The sequence below is a fragment of the Arthrobacter sp. NPDC055138 genome (assembly GCF_053607305.1).
Window position 1 is genome coordinate 148,071 of sequence record NZ_JBSGTH010000005.1, and the last position, 24,132, is coordinate 172,202.

The window sequence follows — 24,132 nt, forward strand, 5'->3', positions numbered from 1 at the left end:
GTCCAGATCTAGTGCGCGCCAGACGCGCACTCGCAATTCCGCTGCTGACGGCAGGTCCGGAAGGCAGCCAGGGAAGCGTGTGATCTGCAAGGGCAAGCGGCAACTCACGGAAGAGGCGTATTACAAGTGCCAGAGCATCCCAACCTTCGTCTACCCGAGGAATTTGGCGGTAACGAATGGCTCGTTGACGAAATCTACGAGCAGTACCTCCAGGACAAGAATTCCGTGGACAAGAAATGGTGGAGCATCTTCGAGGCGGCCAATGGCGCCGGCAGCGTGAACGACACCACCGCCACTTCGTCCGTCCCCACCTCGGCTCAGTCTCCGTCCCGCCCCGCGCCGGTGAAGGACACGCCCAAGGCTTCTGGTGAGAGCACCGCCACCGATCGGGCAGGAACCAAGCCGATTCCCGCCGACAACGAGCCGGCACCGAATACCTCCACCGACACGGCCGCTGCCCCGGCCAAGCCCGCCGCGAAGGCGGAGCCGAAGCCGGCACCGATCCCGGCCCAGCTGCCCAAGTCCGCGCCCAGCGCAGTCGCCGAAGAAGACACCGTCTCCGTGCTCCGCGGCCCGGCCAAGGCCATCGCCACCAACATGGACGCCAGCCTCAGCGTGCCCACCGCGACCACGGTGCGCGCAGTTCCGGCCAAGCTGCTGATTGACAACCGCGTGGTGATCAACTCCAACCTGGCCCGCGCCCGTGGCGGCAAGGTCTCCTTCACCCACCTGATCGGCTACGCCGTGGTCAAGGCGCTGGGCCAGTTCCCCAGCCAGAACGTCCACTATGACGAGATCAACGGCAAGCCGGCGGCGGTCCAGCCGGCCCACGTGAACTTCGGCATCGCCATCGACATGCCCAAGCCTGACGGCAGCCGCCTGCTGGTGGTGCCGAACATCAAGCGCGCCGAGACCATGAACTTCTCCGAGTTCTGGCATACCTACGAGGACCTGATCAAACGGGCCCGCGCCGGCAAGCTGACCGCCGACGACTATGCCGGCACCACCGTCTCGCTGACCAACCCGGGCGGCATCGGAACCGTGCACTCCGTGCCCAGGCTGTCCAAGGGCCAGGCCACCATCGTTGGCGTCGGTGCCCTCGAGTACCCGGCCGAATTCCGCGGTGCCAGCGAAAAAACCATCGCCGCCCAGGGCGTCGGCAAAATCATTACGCTGACCTCCACCTACGACCACCGCGTCATCCAGGGCGCCGGGTCGGGCGAGTTCCTGCGCCTGATCGAATCGCTGCTGCTGGGCGAGCAGGGCTTCTACGACGAGATCTTCGAAGCGCTGCGCATCCCCTACGAGCCGGTCCGCTGGCGCTCGGACAACCAGGTTGACGTGGAGCTGCAGGTCAACAAGATTGCCCGCATCCAGCAACTGATCCACGCGTACCGCGTGCGCGGCCACCTGATGGCGGACACCAACCCGCTGGAATACGTCCAGCGCAAGCACCCGGACCTGGACATCAACACCTATGGGCTGACCCTGTGGGACCTGGACCGGGAATGGGTCACCGGCGGATTCGGCGGCGCCGACCGCCTGAAGCTGCGCGACATCCTCGGTGTGCTCCGCGATGCCTACTGCCGTACCACCGGCATCGAGTACATGCACATCCAGGATCCGGCCGAACGCGAGTGGTTCCAGAACGAGCTGGAGCGCCCCTACGCCAAGCCCAGTCGCGAAGAGCAGCTGCGCGTCCTGGGCAAGCTGAACGCCGCCGAAGCGTTCGAGACCTTCCTGCAGACCAAGTTCGTGGGCCAGAAGCGATTCTCGCTGGAGGGCGGCGAATCCCTGATTCCGCTGCTGGATGCAGTGATTTCCGATGCCGCCGACGACGGCCTGGATGAAGTCGCCATCGGCATGGCCCACCGCGGCCGGCTGAATGTGCTGACCAACATTGCCGGCAAGACCTACGCACAGGTGTTCCGCGAGTTCGAGGGCACCCAGGACCCGCGCAGCGTCCAGGGCTCCGGTGACGTCAAGTACCACCTGGGCACCGAAGGGAAGTTCACCTCCGACAACGGCAACGAGACCAAGGTCTACCTTGCCGCCAACCCCTCCCACCTTGAGGCCGTTGACCCGGTGCTGGAAGGCATTGTCCGCGCCAAGCAGGACCGCCTGGACCGGGGCGACGAGTTCCCGGTGCTGCCGGTGATGATCCATGGCGACGCTGCCTTCGCCGGACAGGGCGTTGTTGCGGAAACCCTGAACCTCTCCCAGCTGCGCGGCTACCGTACCGGCGGCACCGTGCACATTGTGGTCAACAACCAGGTCGGTTTCACCACCTCGCCGCATTCCTCGCGGTCCTCGGTGTACTCCACCGACGTGGCCAAGATGATCCAGGCACCCGTCTTCCATGTGAACGGGGATGACCCGGAGGCCGTGGTCCGTGTGGGCCAGATGGCCTACGAGTACCGCCAGCGCTTCCACAAGGACGTCGTCATCGACATGGTCTGCTACCGCCGGCGCGGACACAACGAGGGCGACGATCCCTCGATGACGCAGCCGATGATGTACAACCTGATCGAAGCCAAGCGTTCCACCCGCAAGCTGTACACCGAGGCCCTGGTAGGCCGCGGCGACATCACGCAGGACGAGGCGGACCAGGCGCTGCGCGACTACCAGGAACGGCTGGAGCGCGTCTTCGCCGAAACCCATGCCGCGCAGACCTCGCCGCTCCCGATCATCACCAAGGACTCCGCCGCAGTGTCCGATCTGGAGCGCCCGCTCTCGCAGCAGGCCGAGGACACGGACAATGTGCCGTCCGGCACCGCCATCTCCGCGGAGACTCTGGCGAAGATCGGCAAGGCCCATCTGGAAATTCCGGAAGACTTCACCGTCCACCCGAAGCTGAAGGCCCTGCTGGAGCGCCGCGAGCAGATGTCCCGCGAGGGCAACATCGACTGGGGCTTCGGCGAACTGGCTGCGTTCGGCTCGCTGCTGATGGAAGGCGTCCCCGTCCGACTGGCCGGCCAGGACTCCCGCCGCGGTACCTTCGTGCAGCGCCACGCAGTCTTCCACGACCGCGTGAGCGGCGAAGAGTGGGCCCCGTTGAGCAACCTCTCGGACGATCAGGCCAAGCTGTGGATCTATGACTCGTTGCTGTCCGAATACGCGGCCATGGGCTTCGAATACGGCTACTCGGTGGAGCGCCCGGATGCGCTGGTGCTCTGGGAGGCGCAGTTCGGCGACTTCGTCAACGGCGCCCAGACCATCATCGACGAGTTCCTCTCCTCGGCCGAGCAGAAGTGGGGCCAGCGTTCCTCGCTGGTGCTGATGCTGCCGCACGGCTACGAGGGCCAGGGCCCCGACCACTCGTCGGCCCGGATCGAGCGCTTCCTGCAGATGTGCGCCGAGGACAACATGATCGTGGCCAACCCGACCACCCCGGCCTCGCACTTCCACCTGCTGCGCCGCCAGGCTTACAGCCGCCCGCGGAAGCCGCTGATTATCTTCACACCGAAGCAGTTGCTGCGGCTGAAGGCTGCTGCCGCCAAGGTCGAGGACTTCACCACCGGAACATTCCAGCCGGTCATCGGCGATGTCCAGGACCTCAACGGCAATGACGTGGACCGCGTGGTGCTGGTTTCCGGCCGGCTCTACTACGATCTGCTGGCCGCACGCCAGAAGAACTCGGACACCAAGACCGCGCTCATCCGGGTGGAGCAGCTGTACCCGCTGCCGGTCGAGGAGATCAAGGCCGAACTGGCGAAGTACCCGAACGCCGAGGTTGTCTGGGCTCAGGACGAGCCCGGCAACCAGGGTCCGTGGCCGTTCATGGGTCTGTACCTTCCGGAGGCTCTCGACAAGCCGGTGCGCCTGGTTTCCCGCTCGGCCTCCGCTGCGACGTCCACCGGCTCGGCCAAGCGCCACGCTGTGGAACAGGACGTTCTGGTCAAGAAGGCCTTTGAACGCCGGTAAGTAGGATGTTGGGCGGGGGGCCGCAGGGCGCCCCGCCCACTTTCTTTTAAGCACCGTCTCCAGCCCGTCGAACCAGAAAGCTACTCGTGGAGCAACGCAGAATCAGGATCGCCGCAGTGGGTGAACAACTGCTGGCCGGCGTGGGAGACCCGCGCGCCCTCGGTTGGTTGGGCCGTACGCTGGCCCGCACCAACCCTGAACCAGCCACCTTGGAATCCTTCGTCCTCGCATCGCCGAACGAAGGAACGGAGGAGCTGGCCGGCCGATGGCTTCAAGAAGCCGGACGGCGTTTCGATGACGGCTTCGAAAACCGGCTGATCATCGGTCTGTCCGCCCGCGACCTCGACCTCGGCTTGTCCACGGCCCGCAGCCGCCTGAACCTGGCCAACATTCTCGACGGCGCGGCCCAGCTCAGCGTCAAGGTCTTCGTAGTGGGTCCGCCGCCCGGGCTGGATGCCCAGCGCAATGCTCAACTTGCCGAGCTGTCGACGGCCTTCGGCGATGTCACCACGCGCCGTAAACACGTCTACGTCGACACCTTCACACCTTTGCTCAACCACGAGCAGTGGCGCACCGATCTGGCCAGCAACGGCGGGGCTCCGGGCCAGGCGGGCTACGGCCTGCTCGCCTGGTTGGTCCTGCATCGGGGCTGGTATCCGTGGTTGGATCTGCCCGAGCCCTTCTAACCACCCGCGCCCGCTGGAGCGCGGGTCAGCACCTGCACTGCCCAGGCGGCGGGACCGGCCATGCTCCGGTCCCGCCGTTCCTGTATTTCCGGGCGTACCCTTGCCAGCCTTCATATCGCGATATATCGTGTCTTTCATTACGAGATATATCGCGTTGGGAGCGGTGTATCGCCACCAGTCAGGACAAGCCATGAACGATACGTGGAGCATCGACGGTCCACAAACCATCGACGTTGACGGGGTCCGCATGCTCAAGGCCTCCATCGTCAAAGGGCGGCTGGACATCATCGTGCACGACGAGCCGGCCGTCAGGGTGGAGGTCTCCGAAGTCACCGGCGCGCCGCTGGAGATGACCCTGCGAGGCGGCACGCTGGAGATCAGCCATAACAAGGGCGCCGAGGGCCCCCTGGGATTCTTGGCACGGCAGGTCAACCTGGCGGTCTCCGGCTACCGGGAGGAGGCCGTAATCAGCATCGCGCTGCCACGGAACGTTTCCGTGAAGGCCTCCACCGTCAGCGGGGACGGCCTCGTATCCGGCATTGCCGCCAGCACGGATTTGAACACCGTGTCAGGGTCCATGATGGCCGACGAAACTGCCGGCATGCTCACCGTCAATACTGTCAGCGGCGAGATCATCGTCCGCCGCCACCGGGGCACGCTGGCGGCCAAGAGCGTCTCCGGCGAGGTCACCGCATCCGGCGACCTGGACCATGTCCGGGCTAGCACGGTCAGCGGCGACTTGAGCTTCGACCTGCAGGGCACACCTCAGGACCTGGCCGTCAACTCCGTGTCCGGCAACGTCACCGTACGGGTGCCCGAACAATACGGCGTGGACGTGGCCGCTTCGTCGGCGACCGGCAGCATCACCGTCAACGACCAAAAGTTCTTCGGCTTCTCGGAGAAGGTGAAGACCCGGATAGGCCCCGAAGGCCACGGTCTCACCGTCCGCTCCACGACAGTCTCGGGCACCTTGGCCGTTTTCCACCGGGACACTGCCGGAAGCCAGGTGAACTGATGCCTCCCGTATTCGCCCACGGCGCCTTGCGGCTCTATCTGCTCGCCTTGCTGGCAGAAGGGGACAAGCACGGTTATGACATCATCCGCGCCCTCAGCGACCGGTTCGGCGGCACCTACTCCCCCAGCGCGGGCACCGTCTATCCCCGGCTGGCCAAACTGGAGGAGGAGGGCCTGGTCGCCACCACCTCGGACGGACGGCGCACGGTCTACAGCATCACCGCAGCCGGACGGCAGGAACTGGCCGCCCGCCAGGACGAGCTGGCCGACGTCGAAGCTGATATCTCCGAGTCCGTGCGGCGCCTCGCCGATGGGTTGCGGGACGAGCTCCGCAGCTCTATGAAGGGTCTGCGGGCGGATCTGGCAGCCTCGGCCGAGGCCGCCCGCAGCAAAGCCAGGACCTCTCCGCGCGCGGCCGACGCCGCCGGGCTTCGGACGGTGAAGGAACTGGAGCACCTGCTCAACGACTTCCGCGACGACGTGCGGGTGCGCTTGCGCCGGCGCAGCGCCACCGGAACGGTAGACGAACTCGCCGTGCAGACCATCCGCACGGTGCTGGACCAGGCCAAAGCATCCATTACCGCGGCCCTGCGCTGACTTCCGGCGTGCAGCTCCTTCAGTGACGTGCAGCTCCTTCAGTTAGGAGCAGGAGCGGGCGTATGAAAGACTGGTGCGCAGTTCTTTTTCAACCAGCAAAGGAGGCAGCCATGAGCAAGCGTGCACGCAAGCGTCGTGACCGTAAGCGCGGCGGCGCAAACCACAGCAAGCGCCCCAACACCTAAGCGGTTGGGCACCAGCCCGCGCGGCTGATGCTGCTGAGCGAAGAACCCCCGTGCCCGATTGGGCGGCGGGGGTTCTTCCGTTGTGTGTTGGACGGCGGCGCTGCATCCGGAGAGCTGGCCCGCCGAAAAGACTAGACGGTGTCCGATTCCCTGATGTGGCCGATCCTGTCCAGGATGCGTTCCTTCAGAGTCTGCGGTGCCGCCTCCTGGCAAGAGCGCCTCACCACCGAGCGGATCAGGCATTCCAGATTATGTTCTTCGGCGCACTCTTGGCAGCTGTCCAGATGCGCCTTGATCTCCGCGAGGTCGTCGCGGGAGAGTGCGCCGTCAACGTACTCGTAAATCCGTTGCATCCGGTCGTCTTCGCAGTCGCCCAGTCCGTGGCAGTCGCTCATTTGACGTTCTCCTGTTGTGTCCCCACCGCCGCTGCGGCGCTTTTCCTGTCCTTGGTACCGCTCATGCCGCGTTCGTGCGCATAATCCGCAAGCAGTTCGCGCAACAGCTTGCGTCCCCGGTGCAGGCGGGACATCACGGTACCGATGGGGGTGTTCATAATTTCCGATATTTCCTTGTACGCGAAGCCCTCTACATCCGAGAAGTAAACGGCCAGCCGGAATTCCTCCGGGATGGCTTGGAGGGCGTCCTTCACATCAGAGTCCGGCAAATGGTCCAATGCCTCCGCTTCCGCGGACCGCAGTCCTGAGGAAGTGTGGGAGGCAGCCTGGAACATCTGCCAGTCTTCTACCTGGTCCGTGTTGGACTGTTGCGGTTCGCGCTGCCGCTTCCGGTAGAGGTTGATGTAAGTGTTCGTCAGGATCCGGTACAGCCAGGCCTTGAGGTTGGTCCCCGGCTTGTACTGATGAAACGCCGAAAACGCCTTGGTGTAGGCCTCCTGCACCAGGTCCTCGGCATCGCTGGGATTGCGTGCCATCCGCATCGCGGCCGAGTACAGCTGGTCCACATACTGCATCGCGTCGCGTTCAAAGCGGGCACGGCGCTGCTCGGCAGTTTCCGTCTGGACGTCAACCTCATCCGGCTGCCCCGTTGTTCCGGGGGTGCTGCGGTTCTTGGCGGCGTCCGAATTCTCAGTCGTCATTGGCTCCCAGTCTACGCTGAGCTTCACGAACCCCGGGGCCGATGCTGCGCCGTCTACCGGCCCCGCGTGGGCTGGTTCGGCAAGCGCTGTAGTCACAGGTTTTCCCTTCGTTCTGACACGTCCTGAACCGGAGACAATGCCCCGGCATTTCCTCTCAGGCGTAACGTTCGCTGCCGCCCGGCTATTCCCTGCGGATGATGCCAAACCTCTCCGTAAGGTGTGCGGTGCCAACAAAAGTGCCAGACTAGTGTCCAGTGCCGCCTTCCCGCGGTCCGGCCGAGGGGAAGGGCACAGATTCCTTCGACGCACGCCGACGCCCAGGAGGCTTCCATGTCAATCGTCCGCCTTGCCGCCCGTCCCCTGCTGGCCACCAGTTTTGTAGCCACCGGTCTTGACCGTTTGCGCCACGCTGACGAAACGGCTGCTTCACTGCGGCCGCTGGTGCAGCAGACAGAATCCGTCCTTCCCGCGGCAGGAGCGTTGGCAGGGCAAGAGAAGACCATTGCACGGGTCATTGGCGCCGTCCAGGTGGGTGCCGGCGTCCTGCTGGGCATGGGCAAGTTCTCCCGGCCTGCTGCGGCCCTGTTGGCCGGCACCACCGCCGTCAACACGCTGGTGGAATACCGGACTGCTGATTCCGCCACGCCGGAAGCCAGGCGAATGCGCCGCAACCGGCTGTTGAAGAATCTGTCACTGATCGGAGCCGTCATGCTGGCAGCCGTCGACACCGCCGGGCGGCCCGGGCTGGTCTGGCGGGCCGAGCACTTTGCGGCAGATGCCCGGCGCAACGTCCGTTCCATCAGCAAGGGCGCCCGGCGCAATGCGGAATCGATGGGCAAGGACGCCCGCAGACAGCTGAAAAAGGCGGAACGCGTAGTGCGCGAAGCCACCGCGGATGTGGTGGGATCCTGAACGCAATGCCCATGGTTGCCCACAGCTGGCCGGCTCCTTATGCCGAGAAGCCGATCGACGCAACGGTCCAGATCCCCGCTTCCAAGTCCCTGACCAACCGCTATTTGGTGCTCGCCGCGTTGGCCGACGGTCCGTCCCGGCTGCGCGCACCGCTGCACTCACGCGACACCGTGCTGATGGTGGAAGCGCTGCGGTCCCTGGGCGCCCGGATTACCGAAGCGGAGGGAGACGGCCGGTTCGGCCCCGACCTGCTGGTGGAACCGATTGATCCGGCGCGACCACTGGGCCGCGCCGGTGTTGACTGCGGCCTCGCGGGCACCGTCATGCGGTTCGTTCCGCCGCTGGCGGCGCTGTGCACCGGTGACGTGGAGTTCGACGGCGACCCCGCGGCACGGCGCCGGCCGATGTCCCCCACCATCCACGCGCTGCGCCAACTGGGCGTGGCAGTGGACGACGGCGGGCGCGGCAGCCTCCCGTTCCGCATCACCGGGACCGGCAGTGTGGCAGGCGGGCATCTGGCGATCGATGCCAGTGCGTCCTCGCAGTTCGTCTCCGCCCTGCTGCTGGTGGGCCCGCGTTTCCGCGACGGCCTGCATCTGGAGCACGTCGGCGAGCGTGTGCCGAGCCTGGACCACATCGCCATGACGGTGCGGTTGCTGCGCGACCTCGGCGTGAGCGTGGACGATTCCCGCCCGAACCACTGGGTGGTCTCGCCCGGCCCGATCCGCGCCTTCGACACCCGGATCGAGCAAGATCTCTCCAACGCCGGTCCGTTCCTGGCCGCCGCCTTGGCCACGCGCGGACGGATCAGGGTGCCGAACTGGCCGGCTTCCACCACCCAGGTGGGCGACGCCTGGCGGGACATCCTGCCGCGGCTCGGCGCCACGGTCACGCTGGAGGACGGGACGCTGACCGTGATCGGCGGCGAAAAGATCACCGGCGCAGACCTGGCCGATACCAGCGAACTGGCTCCCACCGCTGCCGCCCTGTGCGCGCTGGCCGACGGCCAGTCCCGCCTGAGCGGTATCGCCCACCTGCGCGGCCACGAAACCGACCGACTGGCTGCCCTGGTGACGGAAATCAACCGCCTGGGCGGCGACGCGGAGGAGACGTCCGACGGACTGCTGATCCGCCCCCGGCCGCTGCACGGCGGTTTGTTCCATTCCTACGAAGACCACCGGATGGCTACCGCAGGTGCCATCATCGGCCTGGCCGTGCGCGGCGTGGAGGTCGAGGACATCGGAACGACGGCCAAGACCATGCCCGAGTTCCCGCAGCTCTGGCAGGAAATGTACGCTGCCGCACCCGCGCCCTCGGCCACCGAGGGCTGACGGTGGGGCGCAGCACTGGAAGCTGGGACGAATCGGATGTGCGCATCCGTCCCAACAAGCGCGGAACGCGTCCGCGCACCAAGGACCGTCCCGCGCACGAGGATGCCGAGCTCGGCCGGATCGTAACGGTCGACCGCGGCCGCTACACCGCCGTCGTCGATGAAGACACCGACGGCGAGCGCGTCGTCGTGGCCGCCCGCGCCCGGGAACTGCGCCGCACCCCGGTGGTGGCGGGAGACTTCGTGGCACTGGTCGGCGATGTTTCCGGCGAACCGGACAGCCTCGCGCGTCTGGTCCGGGTGGAGGAACGCCGCACCCTGTTGCGCCGCAGCGCGGACGACACCGACCCGGTGGAACGCGTGGTGGTAGCGAATGCGGATCAGCTCGTCATTGTGGTGGCCGCAGCAAATCCCGAACCTCGAACAGGATTCATCGACCGCGCGCTGGTGGCCGCGTACGACGCGGGGATCAGCCCGCTGCTGTGCGTCACCAAAGCGGACCTTAAGGACCCCGCCGAACTGCTCTCCAACTACGAGCATCTGGACCTGCCGGTGATCGTCAGCCGCACCGCGGCCGTGGACGCTTCCGGCGTGGATACGCTCTCCGACGAGGGCCTCTCCGCCCGGCTGGATACCGAGGCCGTGGCGGAACTGCGCGGTTACCTCGACGGCAAGGTCACCGTCACGCTGGGCCACTCGGGCGTGGGCAAGTCCACCATGGTCAACGCGTTGACCGGGGCGCAGCGGGCCACCGGTGGGGTCAACGCCGTCACCGGACGCGGGCGGCACACCTCGTCGTCGGCCTTGGCCTTGAAAGTCCTGGACGCGCCGGCCGGCACCTGGATCATCGACACCCCGGGCATCCGGTCCTTCGGATTGGCCCACGTGGATCCGGACCGCATCCTGTCCGCCTTCCCGGATCTGGAGCCCGGCACGGCCGACTGCGCGCGCGGCTGCAAGCACGACGCGGCGGCCATCGGCTGCGGCCTGGACGCCTACGTGGCGGACGGCGGGGCCGGCGATGCCGGGGTGGCCCGGCTGGCGTCGCTGCGCCGTTTGCTCGGCGCCGAGGAACGGCCGGAGGCCAAAGAGCTCGGCACGGTCTAGCTCCGGCACCCGGTTGCGGGCGCTGCCTCCCGCGTCCGCACTGCACTTACCGATAAGTTGAAACCTATGACCCACGCTCCGCAAACCTACAACGACGATCTGCGCCTGGCCCATGTGATGGCCGATTCCGTGGACTCGCAGACCATGGCCCGGTTCAAGGCCCTTGACCTGAAGGTGGAGACCAAGCCGGATCTGACGCCGGTTACCGACGCGGACCGCGCCGCCGAAGAGGCCATCCGCGGGCAGCTCTCCCGGTCCCGGCCGCGCGATGCGGTGCTGGGCGAGGAGTTCGGCAGCAGCGGCCACGGTGCCCGCCGCTGGATCATCGATCCGATTGACGGCACCAAGAACTTTGTCCGCGGCGTTCCGGTCTGGGCCACTCTGATCGCCCTGGTGGACGAGGGGCAGCCGGTCGTGGGCCTGGTCAGTGCTCCCGCGCTGGGCAAGCGGTGGTGGGCAGCCAAGGGAACCGGCGCCTACACCGGGCGTTCGCTGGCCGCAGCCACCCGGCTTCAGGTTTCCGCCGTGGACCGGCTGGAGGACGCGTCCATGTCCTACTCCAGCTTGGGCGGCTGGAAGGAGCGCGGCAACCTGGACGATTTCCTCGATCTGACTGAAACGGTCTGGCGCACCCGCGCGTTCGGCGACTTCTGGTCCTATTGCCTGGTCGCCGAAGGCGCCGTGGACATCGCCTGCGAACCGGAATTGAACCTCTACGACATGGCCGCCCTGGTCCCGATCGTGACCGAAGCCGGCGGCACGTTCAGCTCGTTGGAGGGCGAAGACGGCCCGTTCGGCGGCAACGCGCTGGCCACCAACGGCCTGCTGCACCAGGCGGCCCTGCACCGCTTGAACCCCGAACTGCGCGGACAGCGCCCGGCTGGTTCGGCCACGGCGGCGTACGACGACGCGGCAGCCGGCAGCACCGAAGCCGACGGCGAGAGCCGGTAGCCGGCCGCTGCACAAGGAGCACCACGTGGCACACGGCGGCCCCCGGATGGACGATGACCGGCGCCGGGCATACGGCGACACCTTCCAGCAGGGCGGCGAACACTACGACCGCATCCGCCCCGGCTACCCGGACGACGCGGTGGGCTGGCTGCTGCCGGCCAACGCCCGAACCGCCGCGGATCTGGGTGCCGGTACCGGCAAATACACCGCCGCGTTGGCCGCGCGGGGGCTGCAGGTGGTGGCGGTCGACCCGTCCGCGGACATGCTCGCCCAGCTCAAGCGCAACCTGCCCGGCGTGATCACGGTGGTCGGCACCGCGGAGCACACCGGGCTTGCCGGCGCCAGCATGGATGTTGTCACCGTGGCCCAGGCCTGGCACTGGACGGACCCGCTCCGGGCCAGCACCGAGGCCGCCCGGATCCTGAAGCCCGGCGGCGTCCTGGGACTGGTCTGGAATCAGTTGGATACCGGCGTGCCGTGGGTGCACCGGCTCACGCGCATCATGCATGCGGGCGACGTGCTCAAGCCGGATTTCCGTCCCCGCATCGGTCCGGAGTTCAGCGGACTCGAAGGGCACGACACCCGGTGGCAGGATCCGCTCAGCACACTCGACGTGATGGAACTGGCCAAGACCCGCAGCTATTACCTGCGCGCCAACGAGGCAACCCGGACGAAGGTGCTGGCCAACCTCGACTGGTACCTTCACGACCATCTGGGCCACTCCCCCGGGGCGCAGATCGGCCTGCCGTACCTGACCCACAGTTGGCGGGCCAGGGCGGTCTGAGCGGCCGAGTGCGGTCATGGGTTCGCGCGGCTTGTGTTGAGGCCGACCGTCCGGCAAAATTTAGGCATGCCGAAATATTGGGTGAAGGGGTGCCTGCTGGCCATGGCCGCCGTGCTGGCCCTGGCTGGCTGTGCCCGTCCACCCGCTGCCGCCTCGGCGGGCGACCGGCCGCTGGTGCTGACCACTTTCACCGTCCTGGCCGACATGGCCAACAAGATCGGCGGCGGGCATGTGGAGGTCATCTCCATCACCAAGATCGGCGCCGAAATCCACGGCTACCAGCCCACGCCGTCGGACTTGGTCAAAGCGCAGGATGCCGACCTCGTACTGGACAACGGGCTGGGGCTCGAACGCTGGTTCGCGCGGTTCCTGAATGCGGTCCCGGCGCCGCATGTGGTCCTCAGCGACGGAGTGGAGCCGGTGAACATCACAGCGGGCAACTATGAGGGCCGGCCGAATCCGCACGCCTGGATGTCGCCGGAAGCGGCCAAGATCTACGTGGACAACATCGTCCGCGCCTTCAGCGACCTGGTGCCCGGACACGCCGAGGATTTCCAGCGCAACGGCGCGGCCTACCGTCATGAGCTGGACCTGGTGATGGAAGACCTGAAGGCAGCCTTCGCCGATCCGGCGGCCGTTCCTGCCCTGGTCAGCTGTGAGGGGGCCTTCTCCTACCTGGCCCGCGACGCCGGGCTGCACGAGGCGTATCTCTGGCCGGTGAACTCGGATGCAGAGGGTACGCCCCGGCAGATCAAAGAAGTCATTGGACAGGTCCGCCAGCACCGGATCCCCTCGGTGTTCTGCGAATCGACGGTCAACCCGGAATCGATGCGGCAGGTAGCAATGGCCACCGGCGCCAGGTTCATCACGCCGCTGTATGTGGATTCCCTCTCCGGACCGGACGGCCCGGTCCCCACTCATCTGGACCTGATCAGGCATGACATCTCCCTGATGAAGGAAGGACTGGCACCGTGAGCACACATGTCATCCCGGCCGAGGCTCCCGCCATCTCGGTGGCCGGCCTGCGCGTGGCCTATAACGACGTCGTGGCCCTGGACGACGTCGGCGTCACGATAGCGTTGGGGACCATCTGCGGGCTGATCGGGGTCAACGGCTCCGGCAAGTCCACGCTGTTCAAGTCGCTGATGGGGCTGGCGCATCCGACCTCCGGCACGGTGGAACTGTTCGGCCTCTCCCCCCGGCAAGCGCGGAAGTTGAACTTGGTCAGCTACGTTCCCCAGTCCGAAGACGTCGATTGGACCTTCCCGGTGTCCGTGCGGGATGTGGTGATGATGGGCCGCTACGGCCGGCTCGGCCCCATGCGCCGGCCGCACCGCGGGGACCGTGAAGCCGTGGAGGCGGCGCTGGAACGGACGGGCCTGAGCCACCTGCAGCACCGCCAGATCGGCGAGCTGTCAGGGGGCCAGCGGAAACGCGCGTTCGTGGCCCGCGGCATCGCCCAGGACGCCGGGCTGCTGTTGCTCGACGAGCCGTTCGCCGGCGTGGACAAGGCCTCGGAAGCGGGCCTGATCACCCTGCTGAAGGAGCTGCGCCACGAGGGCAAGACGATCCTGATCTCCACCCATGACCTGGCCGGCATCCCGCAGTTGTGCGACGAGGCGATCCTGCTGCACCAGAAGGTTTTGGCGCACGGATCGCCGGCGGAAGTGCTAACCAATGACAATCTGGCCCTAGCCTTCGGCTCCGCGCTGATCGGCCCCGCGGAAGGAGTCCGCCGTGGACTTAGCTAACTGGCTGCTGGAGCCGTTGCAGTACGGGTTCCTGACCCGCGCCTTGCTGGTCACGCTGGCGGCATCCATTGTGTCCGCGGTGCTCTCCTGCTGGCTGATCCTGATGGGCTGGTCGCTGATGGGAGATGCCGTCTCCCATGCCGTGCTGCCAGGCGTTGCATTGGCCTACATCATCGGCGTTCCTTTCTCGCTCGGCGCCTTCGTCTTCGGCGCGGCCGCAGTGGCGCTGATCGGCGGCGTCCGCTCCTCCACCCGGTTGAAGGGCGACACCGTGATCGGTGTGGTGTTCACCGCGTTCTTCGCCGCCGGCCTGGCCATCATCTCCAAGACGCCCAGCCAGACCGATCTGCAGCACATCTTGTTCGGCAACGTTCTGGGCGTCAGCGACGGCGAACTGCTGCAGGTGCTTGGCCTGGGTGCGGTGACCCTGTGCGTGCTGCTGTTCAAACGCCGCGATCTCACTCTGTTCGCCTTCGACCGCGTCCACGCGCACGCCATCGGCCTCAGCACCCGCTGGCTGTCGGTGCTCCTGCTGGGGTTGCTGGCGCTCACCGTCGTCGTCGGCCTGCAGGCAGTGGGCATCGTGCTGGTGGTGGCCATGCTGATTACGCCGGGCGCCACCGCGTTCCTGCTGACCCGCCGATTTGACGCCATGCTGGTCATCGCCGCATCGGTCACGGCCGCGGCCTCGGTCGCCGGCATCTATGCCAGCTACTATCTGGACGTCGCTACCGGTGCGGCGGTGGTCCTGGCCCAGGCCCTGGTCTTCCTCGTGGTCTACCTGTCCGCGCCGCGAACCGGGGTAATCTGGCAGTTGGTACGCCGCCGGTCGGAGGGCCGGCGCACCGCCGTGCAGCCGGAAACCAGCAGCACCAGGCTGTAAGCCTGCAGTCCTTCACGGACGTACGACGAAAGGGTGAAACCGCATGCCACCGGCAAGGAAAACCGCGCTCAGCAGCGGCTCGTCCAGTGTGCAGGACTATGTCAAAGTCATCTACGCCTTCACCGAGTGGCAGGACAAGCCCATCACGTCCTCCCAGCTGGCCGCGCGCCTGGGCGTGGCCAACTCATCGGTCTCCGAGATGGTGCGAAAGCTGGTGGAGCTGCAACTGGTGGACCACAGGCCGTACAGCGCCATTGAACTGACCAGTGCCGGCCGCCGGCTGGCACTGACCATGGTCCGCCGGCACCGAGTGCTGGAGACCTTCCTGGTCCAGGAACTCGGCTACGCCTGGGACGAGGTTCACGACGAAGCCGAGCTGCTCGAACACACTGTCTCCGACACCTTCATCAACCGGATGGCGGCCAAGCTGGGCAATCCGCAGCGCGACCCGCACGGCGACCCCATCCCCTCGGCGGACGGCACGGTGCACGTGCCCAACGCCGTGCAGCTGGAGGAACTCGACGGCGGTCACACCGGTCGGATCACCCGGATCAGTGACGCCGACGCCGATCTGCTGCGCTTCTTCAGTTCCGAGCAGATCAGGCTCGACGACCGCGTGGAAGTTGTCGGCAGGCGCCCCTTCGGCGGTGCGCTGGTGGTTCGTTTTGGACCCACCGGATCCGCGCGCGAGCTGGATCTGGGTGACCAGGCGGCCGCCGCACTATGGGTGCACAGTGATCCGCATCCGGGTTGTTTGCTCGCTTCCTGAGTACGACGCCGGCCGCGCGCCTGTGCGTCGGTACCGCGCCTTCCGTGCCGTCCGGCCGGGCACGACGGCCCTGACCGCGCCCACAAGCGCGGGTTGATCGGTTAGGCTCGGCTTTGTCCGAGCTTCGGCAGATGGAAGCAGAAGAAAGGTGTCCCTTGGCGACTCTGGGAATTGAAGAAGAATACCTGCTGCTGGATCCGACCACCGGCCTGCCCGCCCCGATGGCGGACAAGGTCGCCGAAAACCTCGAAGGATCGTTGCATGTGGCCCGCGGGGAAATCCAACGCGAACTGCTCACCTGCCAGATCGAAACCGCCACCGCAGTCTGCTCCACGCTCACCGAAGCCGAGGAGTCGCTGCTGAACTTCCGCCGGGAACTCGATGCTGCTGTCCGGAAAACCGGCATACGTGCCGCCGCCACGGGCACCGCACCTCGGATCCAGGACGACTACCCGGAGGTCACGGACAATCAGCGCTACCACCAGCTGAAGGCCAGTGCCAAGGGCATTGTGGCCGACCAGTTCGTCAACGGCCAGCACGTCCACGTCTCCGTCCCGGATAAGGAAGCCGGAGTGCAGGCCCTGAACCGGATCAGGCCGTGGATGCCGGCGGTGGTGGCGCTCAGCGCCAACTCGCCGTACTGGCTGGACCGCGACAGCGGATTCGGCAGCTGGCGGATTGTGCACTACCGCCGCTGGCCGGTCCAGGGCTGCGCGCCGGTCTTCCGCGACGCCGCCGACTACGAGCGCCGCATCCAGCGCTTGGTGGACTCCGGCGTGATTATTGACCGGGGGGTCCTCACGTGGCTGGCACGGCTCTCCGACCGCTACCCCACCCTCGAAGTCCGTGCGGCAGATGTGCAGCTCGAGGCCCAGGACGCCGTATTGATCGCGGCAGTGATCCGGGGGCTGATCTCCACGGTGCTGGCCGACGAAGCTGCAGCACGTTCTTTCCTGCAGCCGGAGCCCGAGCTGCTGGATGCCGCCGTTTGGCAGGCCGGACGGCAGGGCCTGGCCGACCGCTTGGTGGATCCGGAGTCCGGCTTGTTGCTGCCGGCACGGGACGTGGTGGGCATGCTGCTGCGCTACATCCGGCCAGCCCTGGAGGAGGAAGGCGATGCGGAGTGGGTGGATGCCAGCATTGAACGGCTTTTCGCCACGGGAACCGGCGCCGAACGGCAGCGTCGGGCAATGGAGTCCGGCGGGCTTCCGGCCCTGTTGGATCTCTATGCGACGTCGCTGACCGCCGAGCCGTAAGTCGGCGCGGGCGGGAGGCCAACAGCCGTCCCGCCCGAGCCGCCCTGCCGGCCGCTGAAGCTGGCTAGGTGAGCAGCGGCGCCATGATCTTTGTAATCTTGGCCGAAGGTTCCACCCCGAATTCCCTCCACAGCCGGGACTTGAAAACCTCGAACGCGCGCAATGCCTGGGCATAGTTGCCATCGGCAATGTGCGTCTCCAGCAACAGCCGCTGGGCGCTTTCACGCAGCGGTTCAATGGCGATGGCAAATCCCGCCGCGTCGGTAGCCTGATCCGTCTCGCCGCGCTCCAGATATCGCGTGGCGAGACGTTCCAGCGCCGATATCCTCAATTGCTTCCACCGTTCCTGCTCTGCCATGACCCAGTCCTCGTACCATCCGGGCAGCAGTTCGGCGGTGCGCAGCCGATCGAGCATCTCCGGCCGCAGTCGGGCACCGGGATCCCCATCCAGGGCGGCTAGACTCCGGCCGATTTCATGGACATCCACCACCACGTCCGCAGCGAGTGCCAGCGGATCCCGGCTCTCCACCAGCAACCCAGGCAGCTGGTGGGAGATCATCCAGATGGTCTCCCGGAGGCTCCCCGTTGCCTGCTTGTCCGAACTGTCGGGCCAGAGCAGTCCGGCCAGGAACGCGCGTGGCTGGCTGCCGTACAAGGCGAGCACGGCGATGAGGCGCTGCTGCCGGATGGTTACTTTGACGGGAAGTCCTCCGCGGCGAATCTGCCATCCCCCTAATAACTGGACTTCCCAGCTGTGTTCTGCATTCATTTTCGTGCCCCCCAAGGCATTTATTAGGCACCCCTAGCCACTGCCGAAAACGTCTCCTCGATCAGCTTCCCATCCTGTCTGGCGTTGTCAACGGAGCTAAAGGATTCATCCTGAAAATAACCTGAGTATCGTGAGGCGGCCGACCGGTCTGGCCCCCGACCGCAAGGAAACCCCAAGTTGCGGCCGGTGGCGCCCCGGTCCAAGGTGGTAGGTGATGATTACCAGACGCGAAGCAGCCCAGTTCCTCGATATCCCGCCGGAGATGGCCAAACGCCACGGCATCCCGTCCCGAATCTCCCGGGAGGAACTCGCCGCGCTGGACACCAACCCGCCGGCTTGGCTGGCCCAGTCGCGCGCCAACCGCACGGGCAAGCGGCCGGTCTGGACCTCGCTGCGGTGCGTCGTGTGCGGCCACGAAGAGACGGCCCGGCCGAAGAAATGGTGGCCCGAATTCACTTACGTCTACTGCCAGCACCATGACCCCGGCGAGCTGCCGGAATTGCCCGCCGGCTGGGTCCGCAGCGAGTATGACGGCATCGGCACCAGGTTCATCGGGATCGTCGACGTGGCGCTGCCCGGCTCCTGACCCGATCGGCCAGGGCCTTCAGGGGGCAGGGCCCTCGGCCGGGGGCAGGGCCCTCGAGCTGCCCCCGGCAAGAAAAGAAAAAGCCCCGGAAATCCGGGGCTAAATCAGTGGAGATGGGGGGAATTGAACCCCCGTCCGATGTTGTGTTGCCAGGACTTCTCCGGGCGCAGTTTGCGTCGGGTTTTCTTGGCCCCAACCATCCTGCAAACAGGTGGCTGACCCGGGCCCAGCCGTCTAAATGTCCCGGATACCCCAACGGCGAAGGCATCCAGCAGTGGCTCTCTTAATGACGCCAGCATCCGGGGCGAGAGCATCCCCGGGCTGACGGACTTGCACCGCTACTTAGGCAGCGAGTGCGAAGTCAGTGCGCTTAGATTCGGCACTTATTGGTTTGCAGAGAGCGTTTCCGAGATAACTCTGCATCCTCGGCCCGCTTCCCCTGGCGCGACTAACATCGTCGAAACCTGTCATCCCCGTATGTAGTTATCAAAATAACTATTGGTGCCGGTCAGTTACCTGCCCGGACCATCCAGTGTAACCCATCCCTACAGCTGTCTATTCCCTCATTATTCTAGCCAGCATGCCCGGGCGAGATTACGCTTCAACCATGGTCGTGCGTGCAACGGAGGGCACAGCGGCGGGACCGACTTCCACCTCGGCCACCTTCGGCATCGAGGAAGAATTCCTGCTGATGGATCCCCGGTCGGCACAGCCGGTGCCCACGGGGCCGGCCGTGCGGGCGGCCTTGCGGCTGGACACCAACCCTGACTGGGTCAGTACCGAGTTGCTGGACTGCCAGGTGGAGACCGCCACACCGGTATGCCGCACCCTGGCCGAAGCTGCCGAGGCCCTGCTGGACTTCCGCCGCGATCTAGCCCACAGCGCGGTCTCGACCGGTGCTGCAGCGGCCGGAATCGGCGTGATTTTCGACGCCGATCTGCGCCCGGCATCGGTGACCGATTCTCCCCGCTACCGCGGCATTGCCGAACGTGCGCCGGCGCTGGTCGCCGACCAGTATGTCACCGGCATGCACATCCACGTTGAAGTGGCTGATCCGGAGGTGCGGCTGCAGGTGCTCAACCGCCTGCGGCCCTGGCTGCCCTTGCTGACCGCGGTCTCGGCCAACTCGCCGTTCTGGCGGCATGCGGACAGCGGCTTCGCCAGCTGGCGGACCATCCTGTACCGCCGGTGGCAGATCCAGGGGTGTCCGCCGTACTTTGCCGACTTGCACGATTACCGCGTCCGCGTGCGGCAGCTGTACGCCTCCGGGGTAGCACCGGACCCGGGCCACATTTCCTGGCTCGCACGACTGTCGGACCAGTTCCCCACCATCGAAATCCGTGCCTCCGACAGCCAGCTCACGGCGTCGGACAGCGTGCTGCTGGCGGGACTCGCGAGGGCGCTGGTAGCTACCGAACAGGCTGCCGCCGTCGCCGGCCGGCTGGCTGCCAACCACTTCCCGGAGCATCTGGATGTGGCGCTCTGGCAGGCTGCCCGGTTCGGGCTGTCCGACAAACTGGTGCACCTTGATTCGGCAACCCTCTGGCCCGCGTTCGACGTCCTTGAGCTGCTGCTCCGGCACATCGACGACGCCCTGGAACAACACGGGGACCGCGGCTGGGTGCATGAGCAGTGCGCCAGACTGCGGTTGGAGGGCAACGGCGCGCAGCGCCAGCGGGCGGCGCTGGCCGGCGGCGGACTGTCAGCGTGGCTCGATTTGGTGAGCCGGTCCATAACGGCCGGCTGACGTTGCCGGAGCAGCAAGGGTCCGCCCCCGCATGACCGCGGCTCCCGCGGGTCAGGCTCCGCGGTTCTTCTCCCGCATGGCGCGCAGGGCCTCGCGGTTGTCCTGCTTCTCGCGCAGCGTCTGCCGCTTGTCGTAATCTTTCTTGCCGCGGCCCACGCCGATCTCCACTTTGGCCAGGCCGTCATTGAAGTACAGCTGCAGCGGCACAATGGTGTAGCCGGACTCCCGGGTGGCGCGCGCAATCTTCTCCAGCTCGGCCCGGTGCAGCAGCAGCTTCCGCCGGCGGCGGGCGGCGTGGTTCGTCCAGCTCCCGTTGAGGTATTCCGGGATGTAGACGGACTCCAGATACAGCTCGTCGTTGTAGAAGATGGCGAAGCCGTCCACCAACGAGGCGCGGCCCTCGCGCAGGGACTTCACCTCAGTTCCCATCAAGGCCATCCCGGCCTCGTAGGTATCCATGATGTGGTAGTCGTGCCGGGCCTTTCGATTGGTGGCCACTACCTTTCGGCCACTTTCTCTGGGCACGGTGTAACTCCTTCGTCGTCGGAACGTTCCATTATAACGGCGTCGCGGGCTTTGGTCCCGCGGCGCCCGCTCCAGCCGGAGCGTTAGAGCAAGTTCAGCGGATTTACGAAGTCGGCATTCAGGATGGTTTCGAAGTGAAGGTGGCACCCGGTGGAGTTACCGGTGCTGCCCACGTAGCCGATCAATTGTCCCTGCCCGACCTGCTGGCCGGCATACACCACGTACTTGTTCAGGTGGTAGTAGTTCGTGTCCAGCACGTTGCCGGCCACCCAGCCGTGGCTGATCGTCACGCTGTTGCCGCCGCCCCAGACCGAGCCGTCTGCGCGCTCCACTGTGCCGGCGGCGGGCGCATACACCGGGGCATTGCAGCCGGGTCCATAATCGATCCCGCTGTGCAGGTAGCCGCCGGTGCCGAAAAAGTCGATGGTGCCGGGCGGCGTGCTCCGCCAGCCGAACCCGGAGGTGATGGCGCCGCTGGTTGGGCTGATCAATCCAAAGGACGACGGCGATGAGGTGGCCGGTTTCGGCGGCTTGACCTTGGGAATGATCTGCGGCACCGGCTGGCCGTTGTTCCGCGCCGCCTGCTGGGCCGCCTTGATCCGGGCCTGTTCGCGTTCCCACGCTTCCTGGGCCTTGCGCTGCTCTTCGGCTTCGCGCCGGGCCTTCTCCTCTGCCTCGCGGCGCAGCCGTTCCTGCCGCTCCTTGATCTGGGCGAGCACCTGCTGCTGGGCCTGCTCGGACTTGGCCAGCTCCTGCTCGATCTCCGGTTTCCGGGCCTGCAGGCTGTCCGACAGCGCCGAGGTCTCGGAAATCAGCTGGTCGACCTTCTGCTTCTCGGCCGCGGCCTCGTCACGGGCGGTCTGTTCCGCCGCCAACGCGTCCTCGGCTTGTGCCTTCAGGTCCCTGATTTCCTCTTCCACGGCCTCCAGCCGCGCCTGGGAGTTCACGTTGGTGGCGTTCTGCTGGGACAGTTTGTTCAACGCTGCGTTCTGGCTGCGCAGCGCCTGGTCGGCCAGGTCGATGGTGCTGGCCAGGCTCGCGTCGCCGTCGGAGCCGAAGAACAGCGACAGGTTGGACGGCACGCCGCCCTGCTTGTAGGCCTGGGTGGCAATCTGGCCGATGACCTTCTTGGTCTCCTTGAGCTCTTCGGCGTCGCTGGCCAGCTGCTGGTTGATCTTGTCCTTGGTCTGCAGGGCCAGATCAACGCGCTGCGCCAGGGCGGCCACCTTGTTGGCAGCCGCTTCCACCCTGCCCTCGGCCTCGGAGAGCTTCTGCTGTGCCCCGGGCAACCGGCTCTGGTACTCCTTGAGCTCCTTGACCGTCTCCACGATGTCCGCGTCAAGGAATTCCAGCGAGTGCTCGATCTCCTCGATTTCCTGTTCCAGCGCCGCCTTGCGGTCGTCGAGCTCGTCGGCCTGGGCCGGCCCGGCTGATCCCAGCGAGAACGCGAGCAGAGCCGCCATGGCTGCACTCAGAATCCCCTGCGGAAGGCATTTCTTCCGCGGCGTTGAACGGCTCACAGCCTGGCTCCCCAATGTCAAGTTCTGCTCACGTTTCATGATTCTAGACCTTCAAGTAGCGGCGCAGGGTCAGGAGGGACGATATTCCTGCAAGGACAGCCCCCAGCAGCACCAGCGCGGGGCCGATGACCAGCATGGTGTTGGAGGAAATGAATGCGGTATCCGGGTATTGGCTGGCCAGCCAGTCGCCGATGAAGAAGTGCGCCACGGCCCACAGGGTGACCGAGGCCAGCAAGGCCCCGACCACGGCCGCGATCACGCCTTCCAGCACGAACGGGAGCTGGATCACCGCCTTCGAGGCCCCGACCAGGCGCATAATGCCGGTTTCCCGGCGGCGGCTGAAGGCCGAGAGCCTGATGGTGGTGGCGATCAGCAGGATGGCGCAGACAATCATGATGACGGCGATGCCCACCGCCACCAGCGAGGCGATGTTCATGACGTTGAAGACCTTTTCCAGGATTTCGCGCTGGTCCACCACCACCTCCACGCCGGGCAGCGAGGAGAAGATTTCGTTGATGACCTCGTACTTCTGCGGATCCACCAGGGAGATGCGGAAGGACTCCGGCAGCTGGTCGGCGGTCACCGAATCAACAATCGGCGAATTCGCGAACTGGTCGCGGAAGTGGCCCAGCGCGTCCTCCTGCGATTCATACAGGTAGGTGTCCACGTACTGCTCCACCGCCGGACTGGTCAGCGTTGCCTCGATCTCGGCGCGCTGTTCATCAGTCACCGGGCCGGACGCACAGCTGGCCGCCGTCGAGGTGTCAACACACAGGAAGACGGCCACCTGGACCTTGTCGTACCAGTAGCCCTTCATCTGGTTGATCTGCATCTGCAGCATGCCGGCGGCTCCCACGAAGGTGAGCGAAATGAACGTCACCAGTACCACGGAGACCACCATGGACAGATTCCGGCGCAGGCCGGAACCGATTTCACCGAGGATAAAAGCCAGTCTCATTTGGCCTCCTCCGGCTCGCCCAGGTAGATGCCTTCGGCCTGGTCACGCACCAGCACGCCGTCGCGCAGTTCGATCACGCGCTTGCGCATCTCGTTCACGATCACGTCGTCATGCGTGGCCATCACCACTGTGGTGCCGTTCTGGTTAATCCGGTCCAGCACCTTCATGATGCCCATCGAGGTGGTCGGATCCAGGTTGCCCGTGGGTTCGTCGGCCAGCAGGATCCCGGGCTTGTTCACCACGGCCCGGGCAATGGCAACGCGCTGCTGCTCGCCGCCGGAGAGTTCGTGCGGCATGCGGTGGTCTTTGCCCTCCAGGCCCACCGTCTTGAGTACTTCGGGCACCGTCTCGCGGATCACGGCACGGCTGCGTCCGATCACCTGCATGGCAAACGCCACGTTTGCGAACACCGTCTTGTTGGGCAATAGCCGGAAGTCCTGGAACACCACGCCGATGCCGCGGCGCAGTTTGGGCACGCGCCAGCTGGGAATGTTGGCCACATTCTGGCCGGCGACGTACACGGCGCCGCGGGTGGCACGGTCTTCTTTCAGAACCAGCCGGATGAACGTTGATTTTCCGGACCCGGAGGAGCCGACCAAGAACGCGAAGTCCCCGCGGTCAATCTCCAGGCTGATCCTGTCCAGGGCAGGACGCGAGTTCTGATCGTAGATCTTCGTGACGTTATCGAATCGAATCATGACTACTTTGTGCCTCAGTGCCGAGGACGAGGGCCTGTGCTTGGGGGAAGAAACCTCAGCCTCTCGACTATAAGCACGCAGTCT

The 24,132-nt window shown here is 66.0% G+C and carries 24 protein-coding genes and 1 other RNA gene; 17 read left to right on the plus strand and 8 right to left on the minus strand.

Annotated features, from left to right (window positions below):
• Positions 1-126: 126 nt before the first annotated feature.
• The 5 genes from ACWF5H_RS13775 (at position 127) to ACWF5H_RS13795 (ending at position 6,406) form a co-directional block, all read left to right on the plus strand.
• Entirely contained in the window at positions 127-3,924 is a 3,798-nt protein-coding gene (locus ACWF5H_RS13775; RefSeq protein WP_452037514.1) for a multifunctional oxoglutarate decarboxylase/oxoglutarate dehydrogenase thiamine pyrophosphate-binding subunit/dihydrolipoyllysine-residue succinyltransferase subunit, read from the plus strand.
• Positions 3,925-4,010: 86 nt separating this feature from the next.
• Positions 4,011-4,610 carry a GDSL-type esterase/lipase family protein gene (locus ACWF5H_RS13780; protein WP_364648532.1) on the plus strand — a complete coding sequence of 200 codons (600 nt, stop codon included), beginning with the start codon at positions 4,011-4,013 and terminating at the stop codon, positions 4,608-4,610.
• Between the two features lie 190 nt (positions 4,611-4,800).
• On the plus strand, positions 4,801-5,625 hold the full coding sequence (locus ACWF5H_RS13785; RefSeq protein ID WP_452037516.1) for a DUF4097 family beta strand repeat-containing protein: 825 nt from the start codon (positions 4,801-4,803) through the stop codon (positions 5,623-5,625).
• The gene (locus ACWF5H_RS13790) at positions 5,625-6,221 is read left to right on the plus strand and encodes a PadR family transcriptional regulator (protein ID WP_452037518.1); all 597 of its coding nucleotides are present in this window, start codon (positions 5,625-5,627) and stop codon (positions 6,219-6,221) included. The genes ACWF5H_RS13785 and ACWF5H_RS13790 overlap by 1 nt, the downstream gene beginning before the upstream one ends.
• 110 nt (positions 6,222-6,331) lie before the next feature.
• Positions 6,332-6,406, plus strand: a complete 75-nt coding sequence (locus ACWF5H_RS13795) for a 50S ribosomal protein bL37 (protein WP_394940783.1) — start codon at positions 6,332-6,334, stop codon at positions 6,404-6,406.
• Positions 6,407-6,537: 131 nt separating this feature from the next.
• Here the strand turns inward: ACWF5H_RS13795 and rsrA are convergent, their stop codons facing one another.
• Both rsrA and ACWF5H_RS13805 read right to left on the minus strand, forming a co-directional pair.
• On the minus strand, positions 6,538-6,801 hold the full coding sequence (rsrA, locus tag ACWF5H_RS13800) for a mycothiol system anti-sigma-R factor (protein ID WP_364648523.1): 264 nt from the start codon (positions 6,799-6,801) through the stop codon (positions 6,538-6,540).
• Entirely contained in the window at positions 6,798-7,502 is a 705-nt protein-coding gene (locus ACWF5H_RS13805) for a sigma-70 family RNA polymerase sigma factor (protein WP_364648520.1), read from the minus strand. The genes rsrA and ACWF5H_RS13805 overlap by 4 nt, the downstream gene beginning before the upstream one ends.
• A gap of 330 nt (positions 7,503-7,832) precedes the next feature.
• Between ACWF5H_RS13805 and ACWF5H_RS13810 the strand changes: the two genes are divergently transcribed.
• From ACWF5H_RS13810 to ACWF5H_RS13855, 10 genes are all read left to right on the plus strand, one after another.
• Positions 7,833-8,414: a DoxX family protein gene (locus ACWF5H_RS13810; RefSeq protein ID WP_364648517.1), complete on the plus strand. Its 582-nt coding sequence runs from the start codon at positions 7,833-7,835 to the stop codon at positions 8,412-8,414.
• Between the two features lie 11 nt (positions 8,415-8,425).
• Positions 8,426-9,745: a 3-phosphoshikimate 1-carboxyvinyltransferase gene (gene aroA / locus ACWF5H_RS13815; RefSeq protein WP_452037520.1), complete on the plus strand. Its 1,320-nt coding sequence runs from the start codon at positions 8,426-8,428 to the stop codon at positions 9,743-9,745.
• Positions 9,746-9,747: 2 nt separating this feature from the next.
• Complete coding sequence (gene rsgA / locus ACWF5H_RS13820; protein ID WP_452037522.1) at positions 9,748-10,851, plus strand: ribosome small subunit-dependent GTPase A; 1,104 nt, start codon at positions 9,748-9,750, stop codon at positions 10,849-10,851.
• Positions 10,852-10,917: 66 nt separating this feature from the next.
• Positions 10,918-11,802 carry a histidinol-phosphatase gene (gene hisN / locus ACWF5H_RS13825; protein ID WP_452037524.1) on the plus strand — a complete coding sequence of 295 codons (885 nt, stop codon included), beginning with the start codon at positions 10,918-10,920 and terminating at the stop codon, positions 11,800-11,802.
• A 25-nt stretch (positions 11,803-11,827) separates the two neighbouring features.
• On the plus strand, positions 11,828-12,586 hold the full coding sequence (locus ACWF5H_RS13830) for a class I SAM-dependent methyltransferase (protein WP_452037526.1): 759 nt from the start codon (positions 11,828-11,830) through the stop codon (positions 12,584-12,586).
• Between the two features lie 66 nt (positions 12,587-12,652).
• Positions 12,653-13,561 carry a metal ABC transporter substrate-binding protein gene (locus ACWF5H_RS13835; RefSeq protein WP_452037527.1) on the plus strand — a complete coding sequence of 303 codons (909 nt, stop codon included), beginning with the start codon at positions 12,653-12,655 and terminating at the stop codon, positions 13,559-13,561.
• The gene (locus ACWF5H_RS13840) at positions 13,558-14,337 is read left to right on the plus strand and encodes a metal ABC transporter ATP-binding protein (protein ID WP_452037529.1); all 780 of its coding nucleotides are present in this window, start codon (positions 13,558-13,560) and stop codon (positions 14,335-14,337) included. Before ACWF5H_RS13835 ends, ACWF5H_RS13840 begins: the two co-directional genes overlap by 4 nt.
• Entirely contained in the window at positions 14,324-15,220 is an 897-nt protein-coding gene (locus ACWF5H_RS13845) for a metal ABC transporter permease (protein WP_452037530.1), read from the plus strand. The genes ACWF5H_RS13840 and ACWF5H_RS13845 overlap by 14 nt, the downstream gene beginning before the upstream one ends.
• 43 nt (positions 15,221-15,263) lie before the next feature.
• Positions 15,264-15,989, plus strand: coding sequence for a metal-dependent transcriptional regulator (locus ACWF5H_RS13850; RefSeq protein WP_452037532.1), 726 nt, complete (start codon positions 15,264-15,266; stop codon positions 15,987-15,989).
• A gap of 155 nt (positions 15,990-16,144) precedes the next feature.
• On the plus strand, positions 16,145-17,245 hold the full coding sequence (locus tag ACWF5H_RS13855) for a carboxylate-amine ligase (RefSeq protein WP_364648491.1): 1,101 nt from the start codon (positions 16,145-16,147) through the stop codon (positions 17,243-17,245).
• A gap of 64 nt (positions 17,246-17,309) precedes the next feature.
• Here ACWF5H_RS13855 and ACWF5H_RS13860 read toward each other — a convergent pair whose 3' ends face one another.
• A complete protein-coding gene (locus tag ACWF5H_RS13860; RefSeq protein ID WP_452037534.1) occupies positions 17,310-18,014 on the minus strand; it encodes an AfsR/SARP family transcriptional regulator in 705 nt (234 codons plus the stop codon).
• A 214-nt stretch (positions 18,015-18,228) separates the two neighbouring features.
• On the opposite strand from ACWF5H_RS13860, the gene ACWF5H_RS13865 reads away from it, so the two are divergent.
• On the plus strand, positions 18,229-18,600 hold the full coding sequence (locus tag ACWF5H_RS13865) for a hypothetical protein (protein ID WP_452037536.1): 372 nt from the start codon (positions 18,229-18,231) through the stop codon (positions 18,598-18,600).
• Between the two features lie 105 nt (positions 18,601-18,705).
• Here the strand turns inward: ACWF5H_RS13865 and ssrA are convergent.
• Positions 18,706-19,075, minus strand: a transfer-messenger RNA (tmRNA) gene (gene ssrA / locus ACWF5H_RS13870).
• Between the two features lie 132 nt (positions 19,076-19,207).
• Between ssrA and ACWF5H_RS13875 the strand changes: the two genes are divergently transcribed.
• A complete protein-coding gene (locus tag ACWF5H_RS13875; RefSeq protein ID WP_452037537.1) occupies positions 19,208-20,347 on the plus strand; it encodes a carboxylate-amine ligase in 1,140 nt (379 codons plus the stop codon).
• Positions 20,348-20,398: 51 nt separating this feature from the next.
• On the opposite strand, the gene smpB is transcribed toward ACWF5H_RS13875, so the two are convergent.
• The 4 genes from smpB to ftsE all read right to left on the minus strand — a co-directional run bounded on the left by smpB (position 20,399) and on the right by ftsE (position 24,048).
• Complete coding sequence (gene smpB / locus ACWF5H_RS13880) at positions 20,399-20,872, minus strand: SsrA-binding protein SmpB (RefSeq protein ID WP_364648479.1); 474 nt, start codon at positions 20,870-20,872, stop codon at positions 20,399-20,401.
• 83 nt (positions 20,873-20,955) lie between these two features.
• The gene (locus ACWF5H_RS13885) at positions 20,956-22,335 is read right to left on the minus strand and encodes a peptidoglycan DD-metalloendopeptidase family protein (protein WP_364648476.1); all 1,380 of its coding nucleotides are present in this window, start codon (positions 22,333-22,335) and stop codon (positions 20,956-20,958) included.
• Between the two features lie 100 nt (positions 22,336-22,435).
• Positions 22,436-23,350 carry a permease-like cell division protein FtsX gene (ftsX, locus tag ACWF5H_RS13890; protein WP_127511402.1) on the minus strand — a complete coding sequence of 305 codons (915 nt, stop codon included), beginning with the start codon at positions 23,348-23,350 and terminating at the stop codon, positions 22,436-22,438.
• Positions 23,347-24,048, minus strand: a complete 702-nt coding sequence (gene ftsE, locus ACWF5H_RS13895) for a cell division ATP-binding protein FtsE (RefSeq protein ID WP_136784619.1) — start codon at positions 24,046-24,048, stop codon at positions 23,347-23,349. The genes ftsX and ftsE overlap by 4 nt, the downstream gene beginning before the upstream one ends.
• Positions 24,049-24,132: the final 84 nt, after the last annotated feature.

Excerpts from the sequence above, each read along its gene's own strand:
- ACWF5H_RS13785 (WP_452037516.1), top strand. The coding sequence starts at position 4,801 with ATGAACGATACGTGGAGCATCGACGGTCCACAAACCATCGACGTTGAC.
- ftsE (WP_136784619.1), bottom strand. The coding sequence starts at position 24,048 with ATGATTCGATTCGATAACGTCACGAAGATCTACGATCAGAACTCGCGT.
- ACWF5H_RS13805 (WP_364648520.1), bottom strand. The coding sequence starts at position 7,502 with ATGACGACTGAGAATTCGGACGCCGCCAAGAACCGCAGCACCCCCGGA.
- ACWF5H_RS13850 (WP_452037532.1), top strand. The coding sequence starts at position 15,264 with ATGCCACCGGCAAGGAAAACCGCGCTCAGCAGCGGCTCGTCCAGTGTG.
- aroA (WP_452037520.1), top strand. The coding sequence starts at position 8,426 with ATGGTTGCCCACAGCTGGCCGGCTCCTTATGCCGAGAAGCCGATCGAC.
- ACWF5H_RS13875 (WP_452037537.1), top strand. The coding sequence starts at position 19,208 with ATGGTCGTGCGTGCAACGGAGGGCACAGCGGCGGGACCGACTTCCACC.
- ACWF5H_RS13790 (WP_452037518.1), top strand. The coding sequence starts at position 5,625 with ATGCCTCCCGTATTCGCCCACGGCGCCTTGCGGCTCTATCTGCTCGCC.
- ACWF5H_RS13885 (WP_364648476.1), bottom strand. The coding sequence starts at position 22,335 with ATGGCGGCTCTGCTCGCGTTCTCGCTGGGATCAGCCGGGCCGGCCCAG.
- ACWF5H_RS13865 (WP_452037536.1), top strand. The coding sequence starts at position 18,229 with ATGATTACCAGACGCGAAGCAGCCCAGTTCCTCGATATCCCGCCGGAG.
- rsrA (WP_364648523.1), bottom strand. The coding sequence starts at position 6,801 with ATGAGCGACTGCCACGGACTGGGCGACTGCGAAGACGACCGGATGCAA.
- hisN (WP_452037524.1), top strand. The coding sequence starts at position 10,918 with ATGACCCACGCTCCGCAAACCTACAACGACGATCTGCGCCTGGCCCAT.
- ftsX (WP_127511402.1), bottom strand. The coding sequence starts at position 23,350 with ATGAGACTGGCTTTTATCCTCGGTGAAATCGGTTCCGGCCTGCGCCGG.
- ACWF5H_RS13860 (WP_452037534.1), bottom strand. The coding sequence starts at position 18,014 with ATGAATGCAGAACACAGCTGGGAAGTCCAGTTATTAGGGGGATGGCAG.
- ACWF5H_RS13810 (WP_364648517.1), top strand. The coding sequence starts at position 7,833 with ATGTCAATCGTCCGCCTTGCCGCCCGTCCCCTGCTGGCCACCAGTTTT.
- ACWF5H_RS13835 (WP_452037527.1), top strand. The coding sequence starts at position 12,653 with ATGCCGAAATATTGGGTGAAGGGGTGCCTGCTGGCCATGGCCGCCGTG.